At 52.2% G+C, this 25,627-nt stretch carries 13 protein-coding genes and 1 tRNA gene; all 14 read left to right on the top strand.

The annotated features are described in order from the left end of the window. Window positions 1-28 precede the first annotated feature (28 nt). The 14 genes from DWY55_RS13475 to DWY55_RS13545 all read left to right on the top strand — a co-directional run bounded on the left by DWY55_RS13475 (window position 29) and on the right by DWY55_RS13545 (window position 25,545). A complete protein-coding gene (locus DWY55_RS13475; RefSeq protein WP_005830316.1) occupies window positions 29-883 on the top strand; it encodes a DUF3316 domain-containing protein in 855 nt (284 codons plus the stop codon). Between the two features lie 44 nt (window positions 884-927). Further along, a complete protein-coding gene (locus DWY55_RS13480; protein WP_085931088.1) occupies window positions 928-1,944 on the top strand; it encodes a S41 family peptidase in 1,017 nt (338 codons plus the stop codon). Window positions 1,945-2,020: 76 nt separating this feature from the next. After that, window positions 2,021-2,102: transfer RNA gene (locus tag DWY55_RS13485), tRNA-Leu, on the top strand. 168 nt (window positions 2,103-2,270) lie between these two features. Next, window positions 2,271-5,135, top strand: a complete 2,865-nt coding sequence (locus tag DWY55_RS13490; RefSeq protein WP_117963385.1) for a hypothetical protein — start codon at window positions 2,271-2,273, stop codon at window positions 5,133-5,135. A 178-nt stretch (window positions 5,136-5,313) separates the two neighbouring features. Further along, window positions 5,314-8,337 carry a SusC/RagA family TonB-linked outer membrane protein gene (locus DWY55_RS13495; protein WP_005830322.1) on the top strand — a complete coding sequence of 1,008 codons (3,024 nt, stop codon included), beginning with the start codon at window positions 5,314-5,316 and terminating at the stop codon, window positions 8,335-8,337. Window positions 8,338-8,355: 18 nt separating this feature from the next. Next, window positions 8,356-9,906, top strand: a complete 1,551-nt coding sequence (locus DWY55_RS13500) for a RagB/SusD family nutrient uptake outer membrane protein (RefSeq protein ID WP_005830324.1) — start codon at window positions 8,356-8,358, stop codon at window positions 9,904-9,906. A gap of 12 nt (window positions 9,907-9,918) precedes the next feature. Further along, entirely contained in the window at window positions 9,919-12,018 is a 2,100-nt protein-coding gene (locus DWY55_RS13505; protein WP_005830326.1) for a family 43 glycosylhydrolase, read from the top strand. 17 nt (window positions 12,019-12,035) lie between these two features. After that, window positions 12,036-13,427, top strand: coding sequence for a glucoamylase family protein (locus tag DWY55_RS13510; protein ID WP_034525906.1), 1,392 nt, complete (start codon window positions 12,036-12,038; stop codon window positions 13,425-13,427). A gap of 119 nt (window positions 13,428-13,546) precedes the next feature. Beyond that, on the top strand, window positions 13,547-15,838 hold the full coding sequence (gene bglX / locus DWY55_RS13515) for a beta-glucosidase BglX (RefSeq protein ID WP_005830329.1): 2,292 nt from the start codon (window positions 13,547-13,549) through the stop codon (window positions 15,836-15,838). 137 nt (window positions 15,839-15,975) lie between these two features. Then, window positions 15,976-19,011 (top strand): SusC/RagA family TonB-linked outer membrane protein, encoded by a 3,036-nt coding sequence (locus tag DWY55_RS13520; protein WP_120178108.1) that lies wholly within the window; start codon window positions 15,976-15,978, stop codon window positions 19,009-19,011. 79 nt (window positions 19,012-19,090) lie between these two features. Next, window positions 19,091-20,611, top strand: a complete 1,521-nt coding sequence (locus DWY55_RS13525; protein ID WP_120178109.1) for a RagB/SusD family nutrient uptake outer membrane protein — start codon at window positions 19,091-19,093, stop codon at window positions 20,609-20,611. Between the two features lie 315 nt (window positions 20,612-20,926). Next, entirely contained in the window at window positions 20,927-23,263 is a 2,337-nt protein-coding gene (gene bglX, locus DWY55_RS13535) for a beta-glucosidase BglX (protein WP_120178112.1), read from the top strand. 39 nt (window positions 23,264-23,302) lie between these two features. Beyond that, the gene (locus tag DWY55_RS13540; protein ID WP_120137747.1) at window positions 23,303-24,166 is read left to right on the top strand and encodes an endonuclease/exonuclease/phosphatase family protein; all 864 of its coding nucleotides are present in this window, start codon (window positions 23,303-23,305) and stop codon (window positions 24,164-24,166) included. Window positions 24,167-24,210: 44 nt separating this feature from the next. Then, window positions 24,211-25,545: a glucoamylase family protein gene (locus DWY55_RS13545; RefSeq protein WP_035447069.1), complete on the top strand. Its 1,335-nt coding sequence runs from the start codon at window positions 24,211-24,213 to the stop codon at window positions 25,543-25,545. The last annotated feature ends 82 nt before the right edge of the window (window positions 25,546-25,627 follow it).

Consider the following 25,627-nt stretch of genomic DNA (forward strand, 5'->3'; position numbering starts at 1 on the left):
ATTACTAATTTGTAATTGATAATTTAATATGTACATATACAAGATAATAATCCTATGCGGACTGCTCTTGGGAAGTGTCGGACTGAAAGCACAAGAAGCACAATGCAGCATCGACCGGAAGCTACGGGCTGACTCCACCAACCGTAACCGTATTATCACCCGTGCCACCATGTATGGTGTCGGCTTCACCAACGTGTTCGACACTTATCTTTCACCTCAGGAGTATAAGGGAATCGATTTCCGTATCTCCCGCGAAAGCATGCGGATGACACGGTTGATGGACGGCAACGTGTCTCTGCAAACTTTCTTCCAGGCAGACTTAGGATATACACACAACAAAGTAGACAATAACAATACATTCTCCGGACTGGCCAACTGGAACTACGGCCTGCATTATAATTTTCCAATCACGGGCAATTTCAAACTGCTTGCCGGAGGAGTCGGCGACTTCAACGGTGGCTTTGTCTATAATCTGCGCAACGGAAACAACCCCGCCCAAGCACGTGCCTATATCAACCTTGCCGCATCTGGAATGGCTATTTGGGACTTGCGCATCAAGAACCGTCCCATCACACTACGCTATCAGGTAAATCTTCCCTTGGCAGGTATCATGTTCATGCCCAACTATGGACAGTCCTACTACGAGATATTTACGTTAGGACATTGGGACGGAGTAGTGAACTTCACCTCCCTGCACAACCAGCCCTCTCTGAGACAAATGCTGACCGCAGACTTTCCGGTGGGACGTGCCCGGATGCGTTTCGCTTACATATGGGACGCACAACAGTCCAAAGTAAATGAAATAAAGACACATACTTACTCGCATGTATTCATGGTGGGGTTCGTAAAGGAACTCTATCTGTTTCCTAACAAGAGAAAGTAAAAAGTGACAAGGTGATAAACGATAAGATGATAAGGATAATGTGCATGAAAAGAAGATATATTTTAATAATTTGGAGTATCCTACTCACGTTATTGCCCCTATTGAACGGATGTATTCGTGAGGAAGAGTTCGACAATACCCCACAAGGCAATTTCGAAGCCTTGTGGAAAATAATAGACGAACAGTACTGCTTCCTGGACTACAAGCAAATAGACTGGGATGCCATCCATGACAAGTACCAGCCACTCATTACCCCGGGAATGAGCTACGACGGTCTATTTGAAATATTAGGTAACATGCTTGCCGAGTTAAAAGACGGACATGTCAACTTGTACTCTTCTTCCAACATGGCGCGCTACTGGGACTGGTATCTGGATTATCCTCGTAACTTCAACGAAAGTATCATTGAAAAGTACCTGGGAAGAGACTACCGCATTGCTGGAGGCGCCAAATATACCATATTGGAGGACAACATAGGATATATCTATTACGGTGATTTCTCCAGCGGCATCGGAAACGGCAACCTGGATGAGATTCTGTTATACCTTTCCGCTTGTAACGGCCTAATTATCGACGTGCGCAACAATGGTGGCGGCAACCTGACAAACGCCACCCGAATGGCACAACGCTTCACGAATGAAAAAGTACTGACGGGATATATTCAGCACAAGACCGGCAAAGGCCATAGCGATTTTTCAGATCCGACTCCCATTTATGTGGAACCTTCCAACAGTATCCGCTGGCAAAAAAAGGTAATTGTCCTGACCAACCGTCATTCCTATAGTGCAACCAATGATTTTGTCAACTCCATGCGCTGTTTTCCCAATGTCACCCTGGTTGGTGACAAAACCGGCGGCGGGTCGGGCCTGCCATTCTCTTCGGAACTGCCCAACGGATGGGGGGTACGCTTTTCTGCCAGCCCGCACCTCGATGCCCAAAAACAGCATATCGAGTTCGGCATCGACCCGGACAAGAAAGTGGATATGAGCAAAGAAGATGAGAACAATGACTTGGACACCATCATTGAGGAAGCAAGAAAAATACTGAAAGTGACTTTCTAAAACGACTTTATCTACAAAACAATTTGCCAAAACGAAAATTCTTTCTATCTTTGCTCCCGCTAATCGGAATTATTCCGCGGATGTGGCGTAATTGGCAGCCGCGCCAGACTTAGGATCTGGTGCCGTGAGGCGTGTAGGTTCGAGTCCTATCATCCGCACAATCCCTATAATAAATTTCAAAAGACAAACAACTAAGAGGGGAGGATATTCATTAAGAAGCATCCTCCCTAACCGCTTCAAGTACCTTTTTTATCTCATCAAAACACAATATTTAGAATACTTATTGTATCTTTGCTTCCAAGAAACACTTCGATTAACCTGAAAAAATGAAACAAAATACGATAAGACCGATGCTTTTCAAGTATTGGGTAGTGTGCCTTCTATTGTTCATCCTCTTCATCCAGGCCAGGGCTTCTTCCTTCATGCCCGCCGTCACCAACTATCTTGCCAAAGACTATGAAGCCGGTTATCAGAACTGGGCATGTGCGCAAGGCAGCAACGGCGAAATGTATTTCGGCAACAGCCAGGGGCTCCTGGTATATGACGGTTATCGCTGGACTCTCCACAAAGTGCCGGGGAACCATATTGTCCGTTCGGTGTATGTGAAAGAAGACCGTATCTATGTGGGGGCATTCGAGGAATTCGGCTATTTCAAGTATTCGGAGGCAGGCACTCTCCGGTACCATTCTTTGAGCAAATTCCTGAAAAATTTCCCCATGGAGAACAACGAGATATGGAACATTGTAGAGCTGGACGGTCGCATCTACTTCCAGTCGTTCAGCGCCTGGTTCTCCTACGACGGGAAGATGGTACGCGCTTTCCGCAACAGACAGCAACAGCCGCTCTACTTCTACACCCAAAACGGACATATCTACACACAGATGATTGATGAGGACTTCTATGAATTCGACGGCAAGGATTTCCATCATCTCTTCCCCCGCAGCCAAGTGAACGATGACAATGTAGTGTCATTGTTACCCGACGGGGACGACAGCTTCTTGATGGTCACAGAGAATAACGGATTGTTCCGCTACAACGGTGACATCACTCCCTGGAAAACGGACATTGATACGGAACTAAAGAAACAGCGGGTGAACCGTGCTGTAATGACCAATGACTCTATATTCATGATAGGCACGGTCTTGAACGGTATATACGCCATCGACCGCAAAGGACATTGCCTTTGGCACTTCAACCTGGACAACCGCCTGGACAACAACACCGTCCTGGGGCTGTTCTGTGACAAAGACAACAACGTATGGGCAGCATTGGACGACGGCATTGCATACATCCACCACAACTCCCCCGTTATGCTGCTAACCCCTGCCAACCATGAAACCAAATTGGGTATGGTGTACGACATAGCCCATCGGGATGACTGTTTCTATCTGGCCACCAACCAGGGCTTGTACGAATACCACCAGATTACCGGAAATCTGCGCCTGCTTCCCCATACCGAAGGTCAGAACTGGTATGTAAAGGACATTGACGGGCAACTCTTTGCAGGCAACAATGCCCATACCTTATTAATAGGTGAAAAAGGGAACGTTTCCGTCATAAGCAATACCAACAGCAGTACGTGTCTGATAAAGTGCACCCTCTATGGCGAAGAGATACTGTTGGAATCATCCTACGCCGACTTGCGTATCTATAAAAAGAAGAACGGGCAATGGACCTTTTCGCATGTCATAGACGGCTTCATTGCACCGGTCATGCACTTGGAGGTGGACCAAAGCGGTGTCATCTGGGCTTCACACATGTATCAGGGAGTCTATAAAATAGTCTTGAGCGATGACTTGTCGGCTGTAAAAGGCGTACGGCACATCTCCCATTTAGGCTCGGAATATATCATCGGCCCTATCCAAGTAATGAAAATGCGAGGACGTATCGTCTTTTCCAGTCCCAACGGCTTCTATACCTATGACGACATCACCCGGCAGATTATCCCCTTCCAAAAGCTGAATGCCATTCTGCCCTATATCAGGAATGCTCATTCTGTGGTATCCGTCACGAACGACCGCTTCTGGCTGTCCGGTTCACATGAGTACGTACTGGTAGAGTACGCAGAAGGAGAGTACATCGTGAAGCAGCGCATCCTCATCGAACTGTTTGATTCTCCATGCATAGAGAACTACAACAATGTGTTCGTCGACAATGACGTTGTCTATTTTAATCTGAACAACGGAATCGCCAGTTACAGCAAAAACACAGACAGCCTCAGTCCTACTCTGGAGTCCGCCCTCTCACTGAGCTCGGTCACTGCTTCCTCTTCCGATAAAAAGGAGAAACGCCTGCCTCTGTCTGGAAATGTCGAACTGGAAAGCAATTACCGGGATTTGCTGTTCTCAGTAAGCCTGCCGCATTACAATAAATTGTCCGTACATTTCCATTATGTCCTGCAAGGAGGACAAGGCATGGCGCTGACATCGGACCTGAAAGAGCCCGAAATCCGCTACGGTAGCCTGGATTACGGAGAATACACATTCCAGGCAGAAGCCTATAATGATTTGGGACAGAAAATCGGTGAGGTGGAATATCATTTTGCCATAGCCCGCCCTTTCTACCTCTCCTATTATGCCTTTGCGCTCTATCTCATAGTTCTCACAGCGCTTGTCTACTTTTTCTCCAAGTGGCGCGCCAACCGTGCCATGGAAAAGAAACGGAAGGAGTATGAGGCAGAGCAGGTGCAGCAGAACATCAAGATGCGCGAGCAGGAGCATCTGATAACTCTGCAGCAACAGCAATTGCTGGAAGCCGAGTTGTCGGCAAAGAGTAAAGACCTTGCCAGCATGGCACTGGGTGTATTTGCCAAGAACGAGGTCCTGGAGAAACTTCGTACTGTCGTACAAGAGTCCCTGGTGAAAGGGCAATATGGACGCAAGAACCTCGAATCTCTGCTGAAGCTCATCAACGAAAACATCGAGACACAGGAATTTTGGGATGTATTCCAGAACAATTTCGACCTGATTCATGAGAAATTCTTCCGTAATTTGCGCGAACGTTATCCCAGTCTTACCGCTACCGACCTCCGTTTTTGTGCGCTGCTGCGCCTGAATCTTTCTACGAAAGACATTGCGCAAATGACCAACCTCACTATCCGGGGAGTAGAGGCAGCACGCTACCGTTTGCGCAAGAAACTGGATATCCCCGACGGAACGGGATTAGTGGATTTTCTCATCGACTTGAAATAAAGCGGCTACAAATCATTCAATCATAACAAACTGATTATTAGAAACAAGTAACACGAAAACGTAGTAAAACGGTACCCATTTTTACCCTAAACGTATTATCGTGGTAGTGTTTTTTTTTGCCTTACTTACCGTAATTACTTCCTTTGCCGGCAGAATTATTAACTCTTAAATTTAGTTTATGAGAAGGCAAACTTTATTTCTTCTATTCATGATTTTGTTCTCATTGCCACTGACAGTTTTGGCACAAGGAACAAAGACAGTTAAAGGAACTGTTGTTGATCAGAACAACGAACCGATTATTGGAGCCACGGTTGTAGTAAAAGGCTCTACTATTGGAGCAGCTACCGACCTCGACGGTAACTATGTACTGAACGGCGTCCCCGAAGACGCAACTCTCGTATTCAACTATTTGGGCATGTTGCCGCAGGAAATAAGCGCTGCGGGACAATCCGTCATTAATGTAAAGCTACGTGAAGATGCACAACTACTGGAAGAAGTTGTTGTTATCGGTTACGGTTCGGCCAAGGCGAAAGACCTGACGGCCCCGATTGACGTTGTCAAAGAGAAAGAACTTATCAATGTTCCTACCTCCTCCCCGATGGCAGCATTGCAGGGAAAGGTACCGGGTGTTAACATCATCAATTCGGGAACGCCGGGCGAAGGTCCTAAAGTGACCATCCGTGGTATGGGTTCCTTCGGTGACACCTCTCCTCTCTATGTAGTGGACGGAATGTTCTACGACAACATCAACTTCCTGAACAATTCCGACATTCAGGACATGACCATCTTGAAAGACGCATCCGCATCTGCCATCTACGGTGTACGCGCCGCCAACGGTGTTGTAATCATCACCACCAAGAAAGGAAGCCGCAACCAGGATGCCAAGATTACCTATAACGGTTATGTAGGTATTCAGAAAGCCACCAACCTGCTGGAGATGTGTAACTCTCACGAGTATGCCACCATGATGTTGGAAGCCAACCCGGAAGCTTACCGGTCGATTTTCGAAAAGTCAGTAGCCGAATTCGGAGGCAATATGGAAAACCTGCAATTCAATGCCGATACCAACTGGTATGACGAACTGTTGCGCACAGCCATGATGACCAATCACAGCTTGAATATCTCCGGTGGTACGGAAAAAGCGACCTACTCTGCCGGCATGAGCTATCTGGCACAAGACGGTATCATGGACGTGGAAAACTACTACCGCCGCTTGAACTTCCGTGCCGCCCTTGACTACGAAGCCCGCAAATGGCTGAAAGTAGGCTTCAACGGCGTATTCAGCAACTCGCAGCAGCAGCTTCCCAAGAATGCCGCATGGCAACAGGCATACAACACACCGTCTATCATCCCGGTGTATGATGACCGCCGCGACGATGCCGTGTTCCCTAAGAAGTACACATCGCCCGAGCAGGTGGGCTTGACCAACAACTTCAACAATCCGGTAGCCACTGCCAACTATTACGACAACCGGAACGAGACCTACCAAGTGCTGACCAACTTCTATGCACAGCTCAACCTCATCCCCGACAAGCTGAATATACGCAGTAGCTACAGCTACGACTACTCAATGATTCGCGGTTCTGAGTTCACTCCTACCTACTATGTAGGCACCAACCAGAAGAAAGAGGTTACCGAACTCACTAAAAAGAACACTAACTACTACAAATATATATGGGACAACGTGGCCACTTATACTGACAAGTGGGGCAAACACTCCTTTACCGGTATGCTGGGTGCATCCATGCGTCAAGAGCAATACCGCCTGCTCGAAGGTACCGCCACCAACGTGCCCGAAGGTGAGGACGTGTGGAAATACATCGCACTGGGCAACAAGGAAGGCGCTACGGTGAAAGACGACGGCTGGAAATACCGCGGTCTCTCCTATTTCACCCGACTGAATTACAACTACAACGACAAGTACATGTTGATGTTCACCTTCCGTGCCGACGGCTCGTCCAAGTACAACGACAAATGGGGCTACTTCCCCTCCATCGGTGCCGCATGGGTCATCTCCCAAGAACCGTTTATGAAGAACCAGAATATCTTCGACTACATGAAGCTGCGTGCCAGCTGGGGTAAGCTGGGTAACGACAAGATTGCTGCCAGTGCAGGCTTCGCAAGCATACAGAACGTACAGTCCGTATTCGGTCCCAATACCGCCATCGACGGATTCATCAACACCACCAACTTCAGCTGGCTGGGTTGGGAAGTAGTGAACGAAACCAACGTGGGCGTCAACTTCAGTACACTGAAGAACCGCTTGAACGCCGACATCGACTGGTACTACCGTCTGACTGACAACGCCGTGATTTCACCCAAGCTCCCGATGAGTGGCGAGCTGCTGGCCGGCAACAACGGACAGATTCTGAATACCGGTATCGACCTCTCCTTGAACTGGAACGACAAGATTGGCCAGGACTTCAATTACAACATCGGCGTCAATCTCTCTTATCTGCATAACGAAGTGAAAAGCCTAAAAGGAAACATGAAAATCATCAAAGGCGGAAAGACCGTGAATATGGTGGGCGAGACGATGAACTCATTCTATGGCTACAAGGTCATCGGCATCTACCAGACTCCTGAACAATGTGCTGCCGACCCCATCGCCGTGGCCAACGGACTGGAACCCGGCGACTTCATCTACGAGGACGTGAACGGCGACCATGTGATAGACGGAAACGACAAGCAGGTGTTGGGCTCATACGTGCCCAGCTTTACTTATGGCTTCAATGCCGGATTCTCTTATAAGAACTTCGACTTCAGCCTCACTACCTACGGACAAGCAGGCGGCGAACTGTGGAACCGTAAGCGTGCCCTGCGCTATGCAGCCGACTACTATAACTTTGACCGTGCACAGTATGAGAACCGCTGGACGGGTGCAGGCTCTACCAACGAACATCCGTCGGCCAAGGCTCTTCTCAAAACCTGGAACAAATCAGACAGTAACAACGCTTCCTATTTCGTAGAAAGCTCCGATTACTTCCGCATCCAGAACATCACGCTGGGCTACTCGTTCAAGAACTTGAAGATAGGCAGCTACGTGATGCCGGGACTCCGCCTCTCATTGACGGCCGACCGCCCCTTCACTACCTTCAAGGCCAACAGCTTCACACCTGAAGTGTCGGATGCCGAAGGTTGGGATACCGAAGTATACCCTCTGACTTCAACCTATACTTTCGGAGTGCAAATAGATTTCTAAACCCTAAAACGTAAAACAATGAAATTCTTAAAGAAAACATTCGCATATATACTTCCGGCCATGATGGTACTGGGAGGAGCTACCGCTTGCACCGATTTCATAGAAATCGATCCGGAGAACAAAGTTCCCGAACAAGGCGTGGACTTTACCAACAAGAACAATATGTACCAACCCGTAGTGGGTGCCTACTCCAAAGTACGCACACAGGGCATGCACTGGTGCAACGCGCTATTGATGTTCACCCGCGACGGTGACGTGTGGTCGGGCCGTACCGATGACCAGGGCGATGCCGTGGCCTTCGGACGCAAGTTCAACTACAACAACTCATTCTGGGCACTGAACCAGGTATGGATGAACTTCTACGACATCATCCGCATCACCAATGCCGCCCTGCAAAGCCTCGACGGTTATGCCGAATATCTTGCTGCAGGAAGCGAAGATTACAAAACCTACGAATCCTATTGCGGCGAAGTACGTACCATCCGTGCATGGGCCTACTATTGTCTGGTGACCAATTTCGGTCCCACCGTCATCTACCGTGACAACCTGCAGACCGATTTTCGCCGTTCTACCGTAGAGGCCGTATATAATTATATGCTGGAAGATTTGAACTACGCCATCGACAAACTGCCCCGCATGCGTCCCAACCAGATGGAACACAAGGGAGCCGTGACAGCCTTCACCGCCCAAGCATTGGCCGCCCGCATCTATCTGCTGAAAGGAGACTATGCACAAGTGGAGACACTGACCGATGACATCATCAAGAACGGTGGATTCCGTCTCTACGACGACTTCTACCAGCTGTTCAAAATTCCCGGAAAGTTGTGTGACGAATCTTTGTTCGAATGCCAGGTAACAGACTACGGCAATGGTTCCGGCGATTACCTGGGCGTAGACCAATGGTTCAATTTCCAGGGTCCGAACATGGCAGAGAGGTATGATGAAGTAGTGAACGCAGACGGTACCATCAGCTACAAGCAAGCCGAAGGCACCAAGTCCATAGGCGGCTGGAATTTCATAGGCTATGAACCCGAGTTCGTGGCATGGGCCGAAGCCCGTGGCGAAGGTGTGCGTGCCGAAACTTCTTTCCTGAAAGCCCTGAGCAAGACGCGCGAGGGTTGGCAGGTAGGTCCCACATCGGCCACCAAGACCGACTGTTGGAACGGCAAAGGTTACCTTCCCTACAATCAGATGACTCTTCCACGTACAACCTACGGAGCCAACAATAATGTGCGTATCATCCGCTATGCCGAAGTACTGCTGATGAACTCCGAAGCCAAAGTCAGACTGGGCAAGGATGGAGACGCAGGCTACAACGAAGTGCGCCGGCGTGCAGGCATGAGCACCAAAACCGGTGTTACCCTGAAAGACGTGATGGACGAACGCCGGATGGAACTTTGCGGCGAATGGTGTGCCCGTTATGTGGACTTGGTGCGTACCGGCGATGCCGCCACCGTACTCGGTCCCAAAGGATGGACAGCAGAAAAGACTTATTGGCCCATACCGGCCAACCAGTTGGACGACCTTCCTGATTTGAAGCTGGAACCCATTGACGGAATTGCCGAATAAATCCGTTCCAATATGGTAAAAAGATTCCTAATCAGTTGTGGAATAGCCTTTGCCGCTCTGGCGGCAAAGGCAACCCCTGACGATTCCATCAAAGTGGTGAAGGGGCAAGTCAGTGACTATTACATCACTGTAACCCAAGACCGTATCGTAAAAGGACACGTACTGGACACCAACCGCCAGCCACTCGCAGGCGCCACAGTCATGTTCTTCGCAAGTCCCATGCACAATACCACTGCCCACGACGGCAGCTTTGCCATCAAAGGAGCGAAGAACGACGTGCACCTGTATGTCTACTATCCCGGGAAAAAGATAGTGAACAGAATCCTGGCACTGGATGAAACCGATATTGAGGTAGTGATGGAAAAAGAGGTACACAAGGCAACCGCAATCTGCCGCCCCGCCCAGGCGACCCGGTGGTATGACCCACAGGCGCCTCTGTCGCGCACCTTCTGCAATCCGATGAACATCAGTTACAACTTCGAGCCTTTCAACAACAATGTGCGTCCCAACGGTTCGTTCCGTTCCTCTGCCGACCCGATGGCTGTGGAATACAAAGGAGAATATTTTCTGTTCTCCACCAACCAGGGCGGTTTTCATTATTCCAAGAACCTGGTGGATTGGGATTTCGTTCCTGCCAGCTTCCAGCGCAAGCCTACGGACGATGACCAGTGTGCGCCGGCCGCCTATGTAAGCGGCGACACGCTGTTCTATACCGGCTCCACCTACGAAGGTCTGGCCGTGTGGTACAGCACGCATCCCAAAACGGGACGTTTCAAACGTGCCATCGAAAAGAACGTACTTCCTTCATGGGATCCTTGTCTGTTTCTGGACGACGACGGCAGATTGTATCTGTACTATGGCTCCAGCAATGAATATCCCTTGAAAGCGGTAGAACTGGACCGGAATGATTTCTACCCCATCAGCAAGATTCACGATGTCATGATGCTCCGCCCCGAAGAACACGGCTGGGAACGTTTCGGCATGAACAATGACGATGAAGTGACACTCCGCCCATTCACAGAGGGCGCTTACATGACCAAACACAATGACAAATATTATTTCCAATATGGTGCTCCGGGCACTGAATTCAAAGTCTATGCCGATGGCGTATATGTTTCGGATTCCCCGCTGGGCCCGTTTGTCTACCAGAAGCATAACCCGATGTGCTACAAGCCGGGCGGTTATGTGCAAGGTGCCGGTCATGGAGGCACGTTCTGCGACGTGAAAGGCAATTACTGGCACGTGGCCACCTGCATGCTCTCCCTGAAGTACAAGTTCGAACGCCGCATCGGTCTTTATCCGGTGGCTTTCGACAAGGATGGTGTCATGTATTCGTCCACTGCCTTCGGCGATTATCCCAACTGGGCAGAACCGATGGACGTAAAGAACCCTGCAGAGCGTTTCACGGGATGGATGCTTCTGTCCTACGGCAAACCGGTGGAGGTATCATCTACGGATAGCATCCATGCAGCTTCCAACCTGACGGACGAAAGTATGCGCACCTACTGGGCAGCCCGTTCCGGCAACCCCGGCGAATGGGCCGGGATAGACCTGGGCAGTACAAAGAATGTACGTGCCGTGCAGTTGAACTTCTACGACCATAAAGCGGTTCAATACAACCGTGCCATGGATATTTATCACCAATACCGTATTTTTGCTTCCGAAGACGGAAAAGAATGGACATTGGTCATAGACAAGAGCGACAGTGACAAGGATTGTCCGCACGACTACATCGAGCTCAACGAGCCGTTGCGTGCCCGTTATCTGAAATACGAGAATGTGCACATGCCTACGGGAAATGTCGCCTTGTCCGGCTTCCGCGTCTTCGGGAACGGTGACGGCGATGTCCCGCAAGCCGTGAAAGGACTGACTGTGAAACGTGACAGGAAAGACCGCCGGAATGCCCTTATCTCCTGGCAACCCGAAGCAAGCGCCTATGGCTACAACATCTACTACGGCACCGCCGAAGGCAAGATGTACAATGCCATCACGGTACTGGGACAGACGGAATATGACTTCCGCGGACTGGATGCGGACACGGACTATTACTTCACTATCGAGGCGCTGAACGAAAACGGCCGCTCGCCATTGTGCAAGACGACAAAAAATTAAACACAAGAAATAAAGATATGAAAAAACCAATAATGATACATGTGCTGGCTTTGTTCCTGATTTCCACATTGGCGGGCTGTGCATCCTGCTCTTCCGACTTGAAGGAAAACGGGAAAGAGAACGGAAAAGAGGAAAAGCCCGACACAGAGGAAGTACGTCCCGAATCATTCGCTTCGGATGACGAAATGCTTGATTACATCCAGAAGGTACATTTGAACTACATGTGGGACGGTGCGGAACCGACCTCCGGACTGGCACGCGAACGCATCCACCTGGATGGGGATTATCCCGAAAAGGACCAGAATGTTGTCACCACCGGCGGCAGCGGATTTGGTATAGCCGGACTGCTGGTAGGCATCGAACGCGGCTTCATCCCCAGGGAAGAAGGCGTGAAGCGCCTGACCAAGATTGCCGATTACCTGAAACGCGCCGACCGCTTCCACGGCGTATGGCCCCATTGGTTGTACGGCCCTACCGGCAAGGTGAAACCTTTCGGACAAAAAGATAACGGCGGAGACTTGGTGGAAAGCTGCTTCCTGATGCAAAGCTTGCTTTGCGTACGCCAATACTTCCGCGACGGCAACGAGCAGGAAAAGGCGCTGGCAGAGAAGATTGACCAATTGTGGAAAGAGATGGAGTTCAGCTGGTATCAGAATGGCAAGGATGTCATCTACTGGCACTGGTCTCCCGAATACAACTGGGAAATGAACTTCCCGCTGGAAGGCTACAACGAAGCATTGATTGTGTATGTGCTCGCAGCCTCCTCCCCCACTTATCCCGTTCCGGCTTCAGCCTACCACAACGGCTGGGCACGCGGCGGCGGCATCAAGTCCGACTCTGCCCCCTACGGCCTGCCTTTGGAATTGAAACACAACGGAGCCGAGAAACTGGGCGGTCCCTTGTTCTGGGCACAATACTCGCACATCGGTCTGGACCCGCGCAACCTGAGCGACCGCTATGCCAACTACTGGAACGTGGTGCGCAACCATGCCCTCTCCAACTACCGCTACTGCGTGGAGAATCCCAAACAATACAAAGGTTACGGCGAGGACTGCTGGGGACTGACCGCCAGCTACTCTACCAAAGGCTATGCAGCCCACTGCCCGGGCGACAACGACCATGGTGTCATCACACCGACAGCAGCCTTGTCCAGTTTTCCCTACACACCGGAGGAATCCATGCGTGCACTGAAGTATTTCTATTCCAAAGGCGACTGGATTTGGGGCAAGTACGGATTCTACGATGCCTTCTCCGAGGGAAGTGACTGGACGGTGCCCCGCTATCTTGCCATCGACCAATGCACCATTGCCCCGATGATTGAGAACTATCGTTCCGGCTTGTTGTGGAAACTCTTCATGAGCTGTCCCGAGGTTCAGGAAGGATTGCAGAAGCTGGGATTTAAGGCTTAGGGATTTACGATTGAAGTTAGTATGCGACATGATGGAGCAGCTAAGCTTAAGTTGAATTTCTATATCACTATTCCCCTCCCCCTTCAGGGGGCCGGAGGGGATAATCAAAATTATATCATATGAAGAAATACACATTATTAGCAGCCTTGGCTTTCTCTGCCCTCACCGTGACGGCAACGCCCAAAGAAAACACATCCCAAGGCAATCCGCAGGAGATGGATAAATTCATTACGGAGCTGATGGGCAAAATGACGCTGCACGAGAAAATCGGTCAGCTCAACCTGCCGGTAACGGGAAACATCGTCACCGGACAAGCCAAGAGCAGCGACGTTGCCGGTAAAATCCGCAACGGTGAAGTCGGAGGTCTGTTCAACCTGAAAGGCGTGAAGAACATCCGCGAAGTGCAGAAACTTGCCGTAGAGAACAGCCGCCTGGGCATCCCCTTGCTGTTCGGTATGGACGTGATTCACGGTTACGAAACGGTATTCCCCATCCCCTTGGCACTCTCGTGCAGTTGGGACATGGAGGCTATAGAGAAATCGGCCCGTATCGCCGCCATTGAGTCGAGTGCAGACGGTATCTGCTGGACGTTCAGCCCGATGGTGGACATCTGCCGCGATGCCCGTTGGGGACGTGTATCAGAAGGCAACGGTGAAGACCCCTTCCTGGGTTCAGCCATTGCACAAGCCATGATTCGCGGTTATCAGGGCAAGGATATGAGTGCCAACAACGAGATAATGGCTTGCGTAAAGCACTTCGCACTGTATGGCGCCGGAGAAGCCGGCCGCGACTACAACACGGTGGATATGAGCCGCAACCGTATGTTCAACGAATACTTCCCTCCCTACAAGGCTGCCGTAGAAGCCGGTGTGGGTAGCGCAATGACCTCCTTCAATGAAATTGACGGCGTACCCGCCACTGCCAACCACTGGCTACTGACCGACGTTCTGCGCAACCAATGGGGCTTTGATGGCTTCGTGGTGACAGACTATACAGCCATCTCCGAAATGATAGACCACGGAATCGGTGACCTGCAGGAAGTATCCGCACGTGCCCTGACCGCCGGAACAGACATGGATATGGTAGCCGACGGATTTATCGGCACACTGGAAAAGTCTCTGAAAGAAGGCAAAGTGACCGAGGCCGACATTGACAAAGCCTGCCGACGCATCCTAGAAGCCAAATACAAGCTGGGACTGTTTGCCAATCCGTATAAATACTGCGACGTGAAGCGTGCCGAAAAAGAAGTGTTCACTCCCGAACACCGTTCCATCGCCCGCCAGATTGCCACAGAGACATTCGTACTGCTGAAGAACCAGGACAATCTGCTGCCCTTGCAACGCAAAGGCAATATCGCCTTGATTGGCCCGCTTGCCAACACCCGTGCCAACATGCCGGGCACTTGGAGTGTGGCAGCCACAGCAGACAAATACAGCACCCTGCTGGAAGGTTTCAAGAATTCTGTCGGCTCCAAGGCCAACATTCTCTATGCACAAGGCAGCAACCTGATGTACGATGCCGACTACCAGACACGCGCCACGATGTTCGGCCGTGAACTGCCCCGTGGCAATGACCAAGAACTGCTGGACGAAGCCCTGAAAGTAGCCGCACAAGCCGATGTCATTGTAGCCGCCCTCGGCGAGTCCTCCGAGATGAGTGGTGAGAGCAGTAGCCGTTCCGAACTGGAAATGCCGGACGCACAGCGCCACCTGCTGGAAGCATTGCTGAAAACGGGCAAACCCGTAGTATTGGTATTGTTCTCCGGACGTCCCGTAGTGCTGACTTGGGAGAATGAAAATGTTCCTGCCATCCTGAATGTATGGTTCGGAGGTAGTGAAGCTGCAGACGCCATTGCCGACGTAGTGTTCGGAGACGTTTGCCCCAGCGGTAAGCTGACCACCACTTTCCCGCAGAATGTGGGCCAGTTGCCTATGGCATACAACCACAAGAATACCGGCCGTCCTCTGAAAGAAGGCAAATGGTTCGAGAAGTTCCGCAGCAACTACCTGGATGTGAGCAACGACCCGCTGTATCCTTTCGGCTATGGCTTGAGCTACACCACCTTCCAGTACAGTGACATCACGCTCAGCTCCAAGCAACTGAATGCGGACGGCAAGCTGACCGCTTCCGTAACCGTAACCAATACGGGTAACTACGATGCAGATGAAATCGTACAGCTCTATATCCGCGACTTGGTGGGCAGCATTACCCGCCCCGTGAAAGAGCTGAAAGGCTTCGAGCGCATCCACCTGAAAAAAGGCGAAAGCAAGCAGGTGACCTTCACCATTACCCCCGAATTGCTGAAGTTCTACAACTACGACATACAGTATGTATACGAACCCGGCGAGTTCCATGTAATGATTGGACCCAACAGCCGCGATGTAAAGACTACGAGTTTTGAGTTGAAATAGGTATAGTTTTGCTTTTAGGTAAGAGGGCAGTCCGCGAAAACCGGGCTGCCCTTTTTTAACACCGTCACCAAATCTTTTTTGCATTTTGATTGTTCAGAGGAGAAACTGAATGATTTATCCACTAAAAAATCAATGTAATGAAGAAGAACCTAAACCTTCCCAAGAAGAAAACCGGAAGACTGAGAAACCTATTTCTGACGGTGTGCCTGCTGGCAAGTGTCGCCGCATCGGCGCAGGAGAAAACAGTAACCGGTACCGTGACCGATGCCCTGGGTGACCCGCTGATTGGTGCCACCGTATTGGTGCAGGGAACCTCCAATGGCGTGATTACCGACATAGACGGCCGGTACTCCATCCAGGCCACCCCGGAGAACACATTGGATTTTTCCTATGTAGGCATGGTGAAGCAAGCTGTCAAGGTAGGCAGCCAGTCGGTAATCAACGTCCAGATGAAAGACGACTCGCAGATGCTGGCCGAAACCGTTGTCATCGGTTATGGCAGCGCCAAGAAGCGAGACCTTACGGGCTCCATCACCAACATTAAAGGCGACGAAATCGCCAACAAGCCGGTGGTCAACCCCGTATCCGCACTGCAAGGAAAGATTGCCGGCGTGCAGGTGATAAACTCCGGCAAGGCAGGCTCCGACCCGGAAATCCGTGTACGCGGAACAAACTCCATCAACGGCTACAAGCCACTCTATGTGGTGGACGGACTGTTCAACGACAACATCAACTTCCTGAATCCGCAGGACATCGAATCCATGGAGATACTAAAAGACCCGTCGTCGCTCGCCATCTTCGGTGTGCGCGGTGCCAACGGCGTGATTATCATCACCACCAAGAAGGCGAAAGAGGGACAGACACGCGTCAATATCAACGGCTCGTTCGGTTTCAAGTCCGTCACCGACAAAATTGCACTGACGGATGCCGAAGGCTTCAAACTGCTGTACAACGAACAGTTGAGGAATGAAGGCAACCCGGAATACAACTTCTCGGACTGGACGGGAAACACCAACTGGCAGGATGAAATCTTCCAGACTGGGTTCATCACCAACAACAACATCAGCATCACGGGTGCCTCGGACAAGAACAGCTTCTATCTCGGTGCGGGCTATGCTTACGAGCAAGGCAACATCAAGCACGAGAAGTACAGCAAAATCACGCTGAACATCAGCAACGACTATAAAGTGACGGACAACCTCAAGGTAGGTTTCCAATTCAACGGGGCACGCATGCTGCCCGCCGACACGAAGAGTGTGGCTACAGCCCTGCGCGCAGCTCCGGTGGCGCATGTATTCAACTCCGAGTACGGCCTCTACACCTCACTGCCCGGATTCCAGAAGGCACAGATGAACAACCCGATGGTGGACGTAGACCTGAAGGCGAATACCACGAAAGCCGAGAACTACCGTGGCTCGGGCAACGTGTACGGGCAATGGGATTTCCTGAAACACTTCCAGTTCAAGGCCATGTTCTCCCTGGACTATGCCTCGAACAGCACACGGACATACACCCCGGTTATCCAGGTATATGACGCAAGCGTCGAGGGAGACATAGCCACGCTGGGCAACGGCAAGACCGGAGTGTCCCAAGCCAAAGAAACGGAAATGAAGGTACAGAGCGACTATCTGCTGACCTACACCAACTCCTGGGAAGACCACAGCCTGACGGCCACTGCCGGTTTTACCACCTACTACAACAAGCTCGAGAATCTGAACAGCGCCCGTACCCAAGGGGTAGGCCTGGTCATTCCGGACAATCCCGACAAATGGTACGTCAGCATCGGTGACGCAGCCACCGCCACCAACGGCAGCACGCAGTGGGAACGTTCCACCGTGTCCGTGCTGGCACGCGTGCTCTACAACTACAAGGGCAAGTACCTGTTCAACGGCTCCTACCGCCGCGACGGTTCTTCCGCCTTCTCCTACACCGGCAACCAGTGGCAGAACTTCTACTCCGTCGGCCTGGGCTGGCTGATGAGCGAGGAAGCATGGATGAAGGACATCACCTGGCTGGATATGCTGAAACTGAAAGGCTCATGGGGCACACTGGGCAACCAGAACCTGGACCGCGCCTATCCCGCCGAACCGTTGCTGACGAATGCCTACTCCGCCGTGTTCGGCACCCCGTCTGCCATCTATCCGGGCTACCAGCTTGCCTACCTGCCCAACCCCAAACTGCGCTGGGAGAAGGTGGAAGCCTGGGAAGCCGGTGCAGAAGCCAACTTCCTCCGCAACCGCCTGCACTTTGAAGGGGTGTACTACAAGAAGAAAACCAAAGACCTGCTGGCCGAAGTGCCGGGCATCTCGGGCACCGTACCGGGTATCGGAAACCTTGGCTCCATCGAGAATTCGGGCGTAGAGCTTGCCTTGAGCTGGCGCGACCGGATAGGCGACTGGAACTACAACATCGGAATGAACCTTGCCACCATCAAGAACAAGGTACTGAGCCTCGTGCAGGAAGGCTACTCCATCATAGCCGGAGACAAGCAGCAGAGCTACACAATGGCAGGATACCCCATCGGCTACTTCTACGGCTACAAGGTGGAAGGCGTCTACCAGACCCAGGAGGAGATTGAGCACTCTCCCAAGAACACACTGGCAACCGTCACCCCGGGCGACCTGAAATTCCGCGACGTGAACGGTGACGGTGAAATCACCACGGCAGACCGTACGATGATTGGTAATCCTACACCCGATGTCACCTACGGCTTCACGCTCGGCCTGGGCTACAAGAACTGGGAGCTTGCCGTTGACATGATGGGACAAGGCGGCAATCAGATTTACCGTACCTGGGACAACTACAACTGGAGCCAGTTCAACTTTATGGAGCAACGCATGGACCGCTGGCACGGTGAAGGGACCAGCAACACCCAGCCGCTGCTGAACACCAAGCATACCATCAACAATCTGAACTCCGAGTATTACATAGAGGACAGCTCGTTCTTCCGCATCCGTAACGTGTCGCTGGCATACAACTTCGACAAGGCGCTGATTTCGAAGATAGGCATGCAGGCGCTGAAGCTCTACGTGAACATACAGAACCTGAAGACGTGGAAGCACAACACCGGATATACCCCGGAACTGGGCGGAAGCGCCATCGCCTTCGGGGTGGACGACGGCAGTTATCCGATGCCGGCGATTTATACGTTCGGATTTAATCTGACGTTCTAAAAGCCTCTCCCCTAAAAAGAGTAACTTCAAACCTCCCCCGACTCCTTCAAAGGGAACGGGGAATGAAAAATATAAATTTATGAAACTGATAAAATACATATTTACATTGCTGGTGGGTGCAACAGCCCTCTCACTGACATCCTGCAACGACTTCCTGGACCGCGACCCGCTGGGGCAGTTCACGGAAGATGACTCTCCTAACGCCCTTGTAGGCGGAAAGATATTCAACGTCTACTACCTGATGCGCTCGTACGACATCACTGCCGGTATTCCTGCTTTTATGGTGCACATGGTGCGCAGCGAGGACTCCGAGAAAGGCAGTGATGCCGGCGACGGCAGCAACGAGGCCGCCATGTGGGATGACTTCGAATACACTGCCTCCAACGGCCCTCTGAGTGCCTATTGGGGACAGAACTACAAAATCATCTACCAGTGCAACGAAATCCTGGACGACATTGAGAAGAGCGGACACAAGGACGACACCGAAGCCATCCGCAACCGTGGCGAAGCGCTCTTTTTCCGTGCCTGGTGCTACTTCAACCTGGTACGCGCCTTTGGCGAAGTGCCGCTGGTCACCATCAAGGTAGTGGAAGCCTCCGATGCCAACGTGCCCAAGACCACGGCGGAAAAGATATACGAACAGATTGACAAAAACCTGACCGAAGCCGAAGAATGCCTGCCCCTGCGGTGGGACAGCGACTATACGGGACGGCTGACCTGGGGCGCCGCACGCTCCCTGCACGCACGCACCTATATGATGCGGAACGATTGGGACAATATGTACACAGCCTCCACCGAAGTGATAAAGTCGGGCATCTACAACCTGAATACACCGGTCGACAAAGTCTTCACCGTAGAAGGGGAAAACTGCGGCGAGAGCATCTTCGAACTGCAATGTGAAGCCACCGACGCCATGAAAGAGGACGCCAGCATCGGCAGCCAGTTCTGCCAGGTGCAAGGGGTGCGCGGAGCCGGCGAGTGGGACCTGGGATGGGGCTGGCACATGGCCACCTCACTGATGGGCAAGGCCTTTGAGCCGGGCGACCCACGCCGGAACGCCACATTGCTCTACTTCCGTCACAGCACGGACGAACCCATTACACCGGAGAATACCAACCAGCCTTATGGCGAGTCACCCGTATCCACCGCCATGGGTACCTACTTCAACAAGAAGGCCTACACGGACCCGACACTGCGCCGCAAGTACAGCCGTATGGGTTTCTGGGTAAACATCCGCCTCATCCGCTATCCGGACGTGCTGCTGATGGCTGCCGAAGCCGCCAACGAGAAAGGGCTGACAGGCGAAGCCGCCGGGTATCTGGAACAAGTACGCGCCCATGCCCGCGGCACACTGGCAGACGTGCTTCCGAAGGTAGAATCTGCCAGCCAGTCTGTGCTGCGTGACGCCATTCGCCACGAACGCCGCGTAGAGCTGGCACTGGAACCCGACCGCTTCTACGACCTCGTACGCTGGGGCATTGCCAAAGAAGTGCTGCAAGCTGCCGGAAAGAATTACCAGGACAAGAATGCGCTGCTGCCTCTGCCCCAGACAGAGATAGACAAATCGAACGGAGTACTGGTACAGAACCCCGACTATTGATACCCGGCCAAAGGAAACAGCCGACCCAATCAATGGCAAAAGGTCTGTTTTATAACTTGCTCTCAATCAAAGCATTGCTACTGCAAAGAGCTGCAAACTTTTTGCAGTGGCACTGCAAAAGTGTTGCAGTAGCACTGCACAACAGTTGCAGTGTCGCTGCAAAGCAGTTGCAGTAGCGCTGCAAATCGTTTGCAGTATCACTGCAGAGAAATTGCAGCACCGTTGCAAAGAAGTCATAGCGCCACTGCAATAGAGTGACGGCAATCTAAAAACAATGAAGGGAACATACTTACAAACAATTAATTCAATATGAATATGAAGAAAATTTTCAAGAGAACAAGTCTACTGCTCGCGACCGCTTTAATAGGTGTCACCGCCACCGTGCAGGCGCAGAAATCTCCGCAGGACATGGACCGCTTCATCGACGCACTGATGCGCCGGATGACTGTGGAAGAGAAAATCGGCCAGCTCAACCTGCCCGTGACCGGAGAAATCACCACCGGTCAGGCAAAGAGCAGCGACGTGGCCAAGAAGATTGAGCAGGGGCTCGTGGGAGGGCTTTTCAATCTGAAAGGAGTGGCCAAGATACGCGACGTACAGAAACTGGCCGTAGAGAACTCCCGCCTGGGCATCCCCCTGCTGTTCGGCATGGATGTGATACATGGCTATGAGACCATCTTCCCCATCCCCCTCGGCCTCTCCTGCACGTGGAATATGGCAGCCATCAAGCAGTCTGCCCGCATAGCCGCTACAGAAGCCAGTGCCGACGGTATCTCATGGACATTCAGTCCAATGGTAGACATCAGCCGTGACCCACGCTGGGGACGTGTATCCGAGGGTTCGGGCGAAGACCCGTTCCTCGGAGGTGCCATCGCCCGCGCTATGGTGTTGGGGTATCAGGGAAAAGACCTGAACGACCAACTGAAACGGAACGACGAAATCATGGCATGCGTCAAGCACTTCGCACTGTACGGTGCCGGAGAAGCCGGACGCGACTACAACACGGTAGACATGAGCCGCAACCGCATGTTCAACGAATACATGTACCCCTATGAAGCAGCCGTCCGCGCCGGAGTGGGTAGTGTGATGGCCTCCTTCAACGAAGTGGACGGCGTGCCCGCCACCGCCAACCACTGGCTGATGACAGACGTGCTGCGCAAACAATGGGGGTTCAGCGGTTTTGTGGTGACCGACTTTACCGGTATCTCCGAAATGGTGGAGCACGGCATCGGTGACCTGCAGACCGTTTCCACCCGTGCGCTCAACGCCGGTGTGGACATGGATATGGTGAGCGAAGGTTTCGTGGGCACGTTGAAAAAGTCGTTCACCGAAGGCAAAATAACCATGAAGACGCTGGATGCAGCCTGCCGCCGCATCCTTGAAGCGAAATACAAGTTAGGGCTGTTTGATGACCCTTACAAATACTGCGACCTCAGCCGTCCCGCACGCGACATCTTCACGCGCGAGCACCGCGACGCCGCACGCCGGATTGCCGCCGAAAGCTTTGTGCTGCTGAAAAACGAACCTTTTGAGGGACAAGGCAAGAAGTCTTCTCGTCCCGTCCTTCCTTTGGAGAAGCAAGGCACCGTCGCCGTCATCGGCCCCCTGGGCAATACCCGCAGCAACATGCCCGGTACCTGGAGTGTTGCCGCACGCCTGGACGACTATCCCTCTCTGTACGAAGGATTGAAAGAAATGACAGCCGGCCGGGTGAACATCACCTACGCCAAAGGCAGCAACCTCATCGGTGATGTAGCCTACGAGGAACGCGCCACCCTATTCGGCCGATCGCTGGGCCGGGACAACCGTACGGATAAGGAACTGCTGGACGAAGCTTTGAAGGTGGCCTCCGGTGCCGACGTGATTGTAGCCGCCCTGGGCGAGTCTTCCGAAATGAGCGGTGAAAGCTCGAGCCGTACCGACCTCGACATCCCCGACGTGCAACGCACCCTGCTGGAGGCCTTGCTGAAGACCGGAAAGCCCGTTGTACTAACCCTCTTCACCGGCCGGCCGCTGACGCTCACCTGGGAGCAGGAACATGTGCCCGCCATCTTGAACGTATGGTTCGGTGGCAGTGAAGCGGCATACGCCATCGGCGACGTACTGTTCGGCGACGTGAACCCAAGCGGTAAGCTGACCATGACTTTCCCGAAGAACGTGGGGCAGATACCTTTATTCTATAACCACAAGAATACCGGTCGCCCGCTGGCTGCCGGCAATTGGTTCGAGAAGTTCCGCAGCAACTATCTGGATGTGGACAATGAACCGCTGTATCCCTTCGGATACGGACTCTCATACACCACTTTCCAGTACAGCGACATCGCCCTCAGTACCCCGGTCATGGGACAAAATGGCTCCACCACTGCCGTAGTCACCGTGACCAATACCGGCAAGCGTGACGGCGCAGAAGTCGTGCAGCTCTATATCCGCGACCTCGTAGGCAGCATTACCCGCCCCGTACGCGAGCTGAAAGGCTTTGAAAAGGTGTTCCTGAAAGCGGGCGAAAGCAAGACCGTATCCTTCAAGATTACCCCTGAGCTGCTCCGCTTCTACGACTACGACCTCAACCACGTGGCCGAGCCGGGAGATTTCGATGTGATGATAGGTGGCAGCAGCCAGGCAGAAAAGACAGCCCGACTGACACTGAAATAAAATAAAATATTTAATATTGCACTCTAAAAACAAGAAAACATGAGATATACTACTTTACTCCTTTGTTTTTGCAGCATTCTGCTCCTTGGCAGCTGCAAGAGCCAGCCCTCCGCACAGAACGGACAGCCGCTGGAAGTGATGACGTTCAATGTCCGCCTGGATATTCCTTCGGACAGTGTAAACAACTGGAATTACCGCAAGGGTGACGCCTGCCGTATGATAGCCTACTACAGCCCCGACTTGCTGGGCATGCAGGAAGTGCTTCACAACCAAATGGAAGGCCTAAAACGCGGGCTGCCGCAATACACAGCACTCGGTGTGGGGCGCGACGACGGCAAGGAAGCAGGCGAATACTGCCCGATATTCTTCCGGACCGACCGGTTTACACTGGTGGAATACGGCAATTTCTCCCTCAGCGAGCAACCCGAAACTATCGGCATCAAGGGCTGGGACGCTTCCTACAACCGTGTCACCACCTGGGCGATACTGCAGGAAAAGAACAACGGACAAAAGTTTGTATATTTCAACACCCATCTGGACAACGACGGAAAGACAGCCCGCAAAGAGGGCGTGCAACTCATTCTCGACAAAATCAAGGAGATAGCACCGGACATGCCCGCCATCATCACCGGTGACTTTAACTGTACGCCCGGTGAAGAACCTCTGCAAACGCTGGAAAAGGGAGGAATGGAAAATGCCGCAAAGACAGCTGCCGTCACCTACGGTCCGTCCTGGTCTTTCCATGACTTCGGCCGTCTGCCGGTGGAGGAACGCGTACTGCTGGACTATGTCTTCGTGACCAAAGGCGCAAAGATAGACCGCTACCGCGTTATCCAAGACAAACCGGAGAACAGCTACCTTTCCGACCACTGTCCTATACTTGTTGAATTGACCGTGCAATGAATATAGATAAGTAAATGATAAAAAAACAAGTAAGCATTGGTACAATGAAAATACAATACTGTTTATTATTGTTCCTGCTGTTGCTCGGTTTCACGCAATGCAAAAGCCCCGCCGCCAAAGAAGACCGGCTGAGCGACGATGCCCTAATGGACACCGTACAGCGCCGTACCTTCAACTACTTCTGGGAAGGTGCCGAGCCCAACAGCGGACTGGCACGCGAACGCATCCACATGGACGGTGTCTATCCGGAGAACGACCAGAACGTAATCACGTCCGGTGGAAGCGGCTTCGGCATCATGGCTATACTTGCCGGTATAGACCGCGGCTATGTCACCCGCCAGGAAGGGCTGGAACGAATGGAGAAAATCGTCTCCTTCCTCGAAACCGCTGACCGTTTCCACGGTGCCTACCCACACTGGTGGTATGGCGATACGGGCAAGGTGAAACCCTTCGGGCAGAAAGACAATGGCGGCGACCTGGTAGAAACAGCCTTCATCATGCAGGCGCTGCTCTCCGTCCACCAGTACTACATCGACGGTTCGCCCGCCGAGCAAGCCCTCGCCGCCCGCATCGACAAGCTGTGGCGCGAAGTGGACTGGAACTTCTACCGCCAGAACGGCCAGAACGTGCTCTATTGGCACTGGAGTCCGGAATACGGTTGGGAAATGAACTTTCCCGTACACGGTTACAACGAATGCCTCATCATGTATATCCTTGCCGCCGCCTCGCCTACCCACGGCGTGCCTGCAGCAGTCTATCACGAGGGCTGGGCGCAGAACGGGGCCATTGTAGACCCTCATAAAGTGGAGAATATCGAGTTGCATCTGCGCTATCAAGGCACAGAAGCCGGACCGCTCTTCTGGGCACAATACTCGTTTCTCGGCCTCGACCCCATCGGGCTGAAGGATGAATACTGCGCCAACTACTTCGACGAGATGCGTAACCTGACGCTTGTGAACCGTGCCTACTGTGTCCGCAACCCCAAGCACTACAAAGGTTTCGGGCCCGACTGCTGGGGACTGACAGCCAGCTACTCCGTCAACGGATATGCCGCCCACGCTCCCAACGAACGCGACGACCAGGGAGTCATCTCTCCAACTGCCGCCTTGTCATCCATCGTCTATACCCCGGAACAGTCGTTGCAAGTGATGCGCCACCTCTACGAGATGGGAGATAAGGTCTTCGGCCCCTATGGCTTCTACGATGCTTTCAGCGAAACGGACAACTGGTATCCGCAGCGCTACCTCGCCATTGACCAGGGCCCGATAGCCGTCATGCTCGAGAATTATCGGTCGGGACTGCTGTGGAAGCTCTTCATGAGTCATCCGGATGTGCAGAAAGGGTTGAAGGAGTTGGGGTTCTCAACAGTCAGCAAGTAACTTACTATCATAAAAAATCCCCTTCTGAAACTTGTATTCTCTGATGAATAGCGAGGTACAAGTTTCAGAAGGGGATGTATTT

The organism is Bacteroides sp. AF25-38AC (assembly GCF_003602995.1).
Classification (GTDB): Bacteria; Bacteroidota; Bacteroidia; order Bacteroidales; family Bacteroidaceae; genus Bacteroides; species Bacteroides uniformis.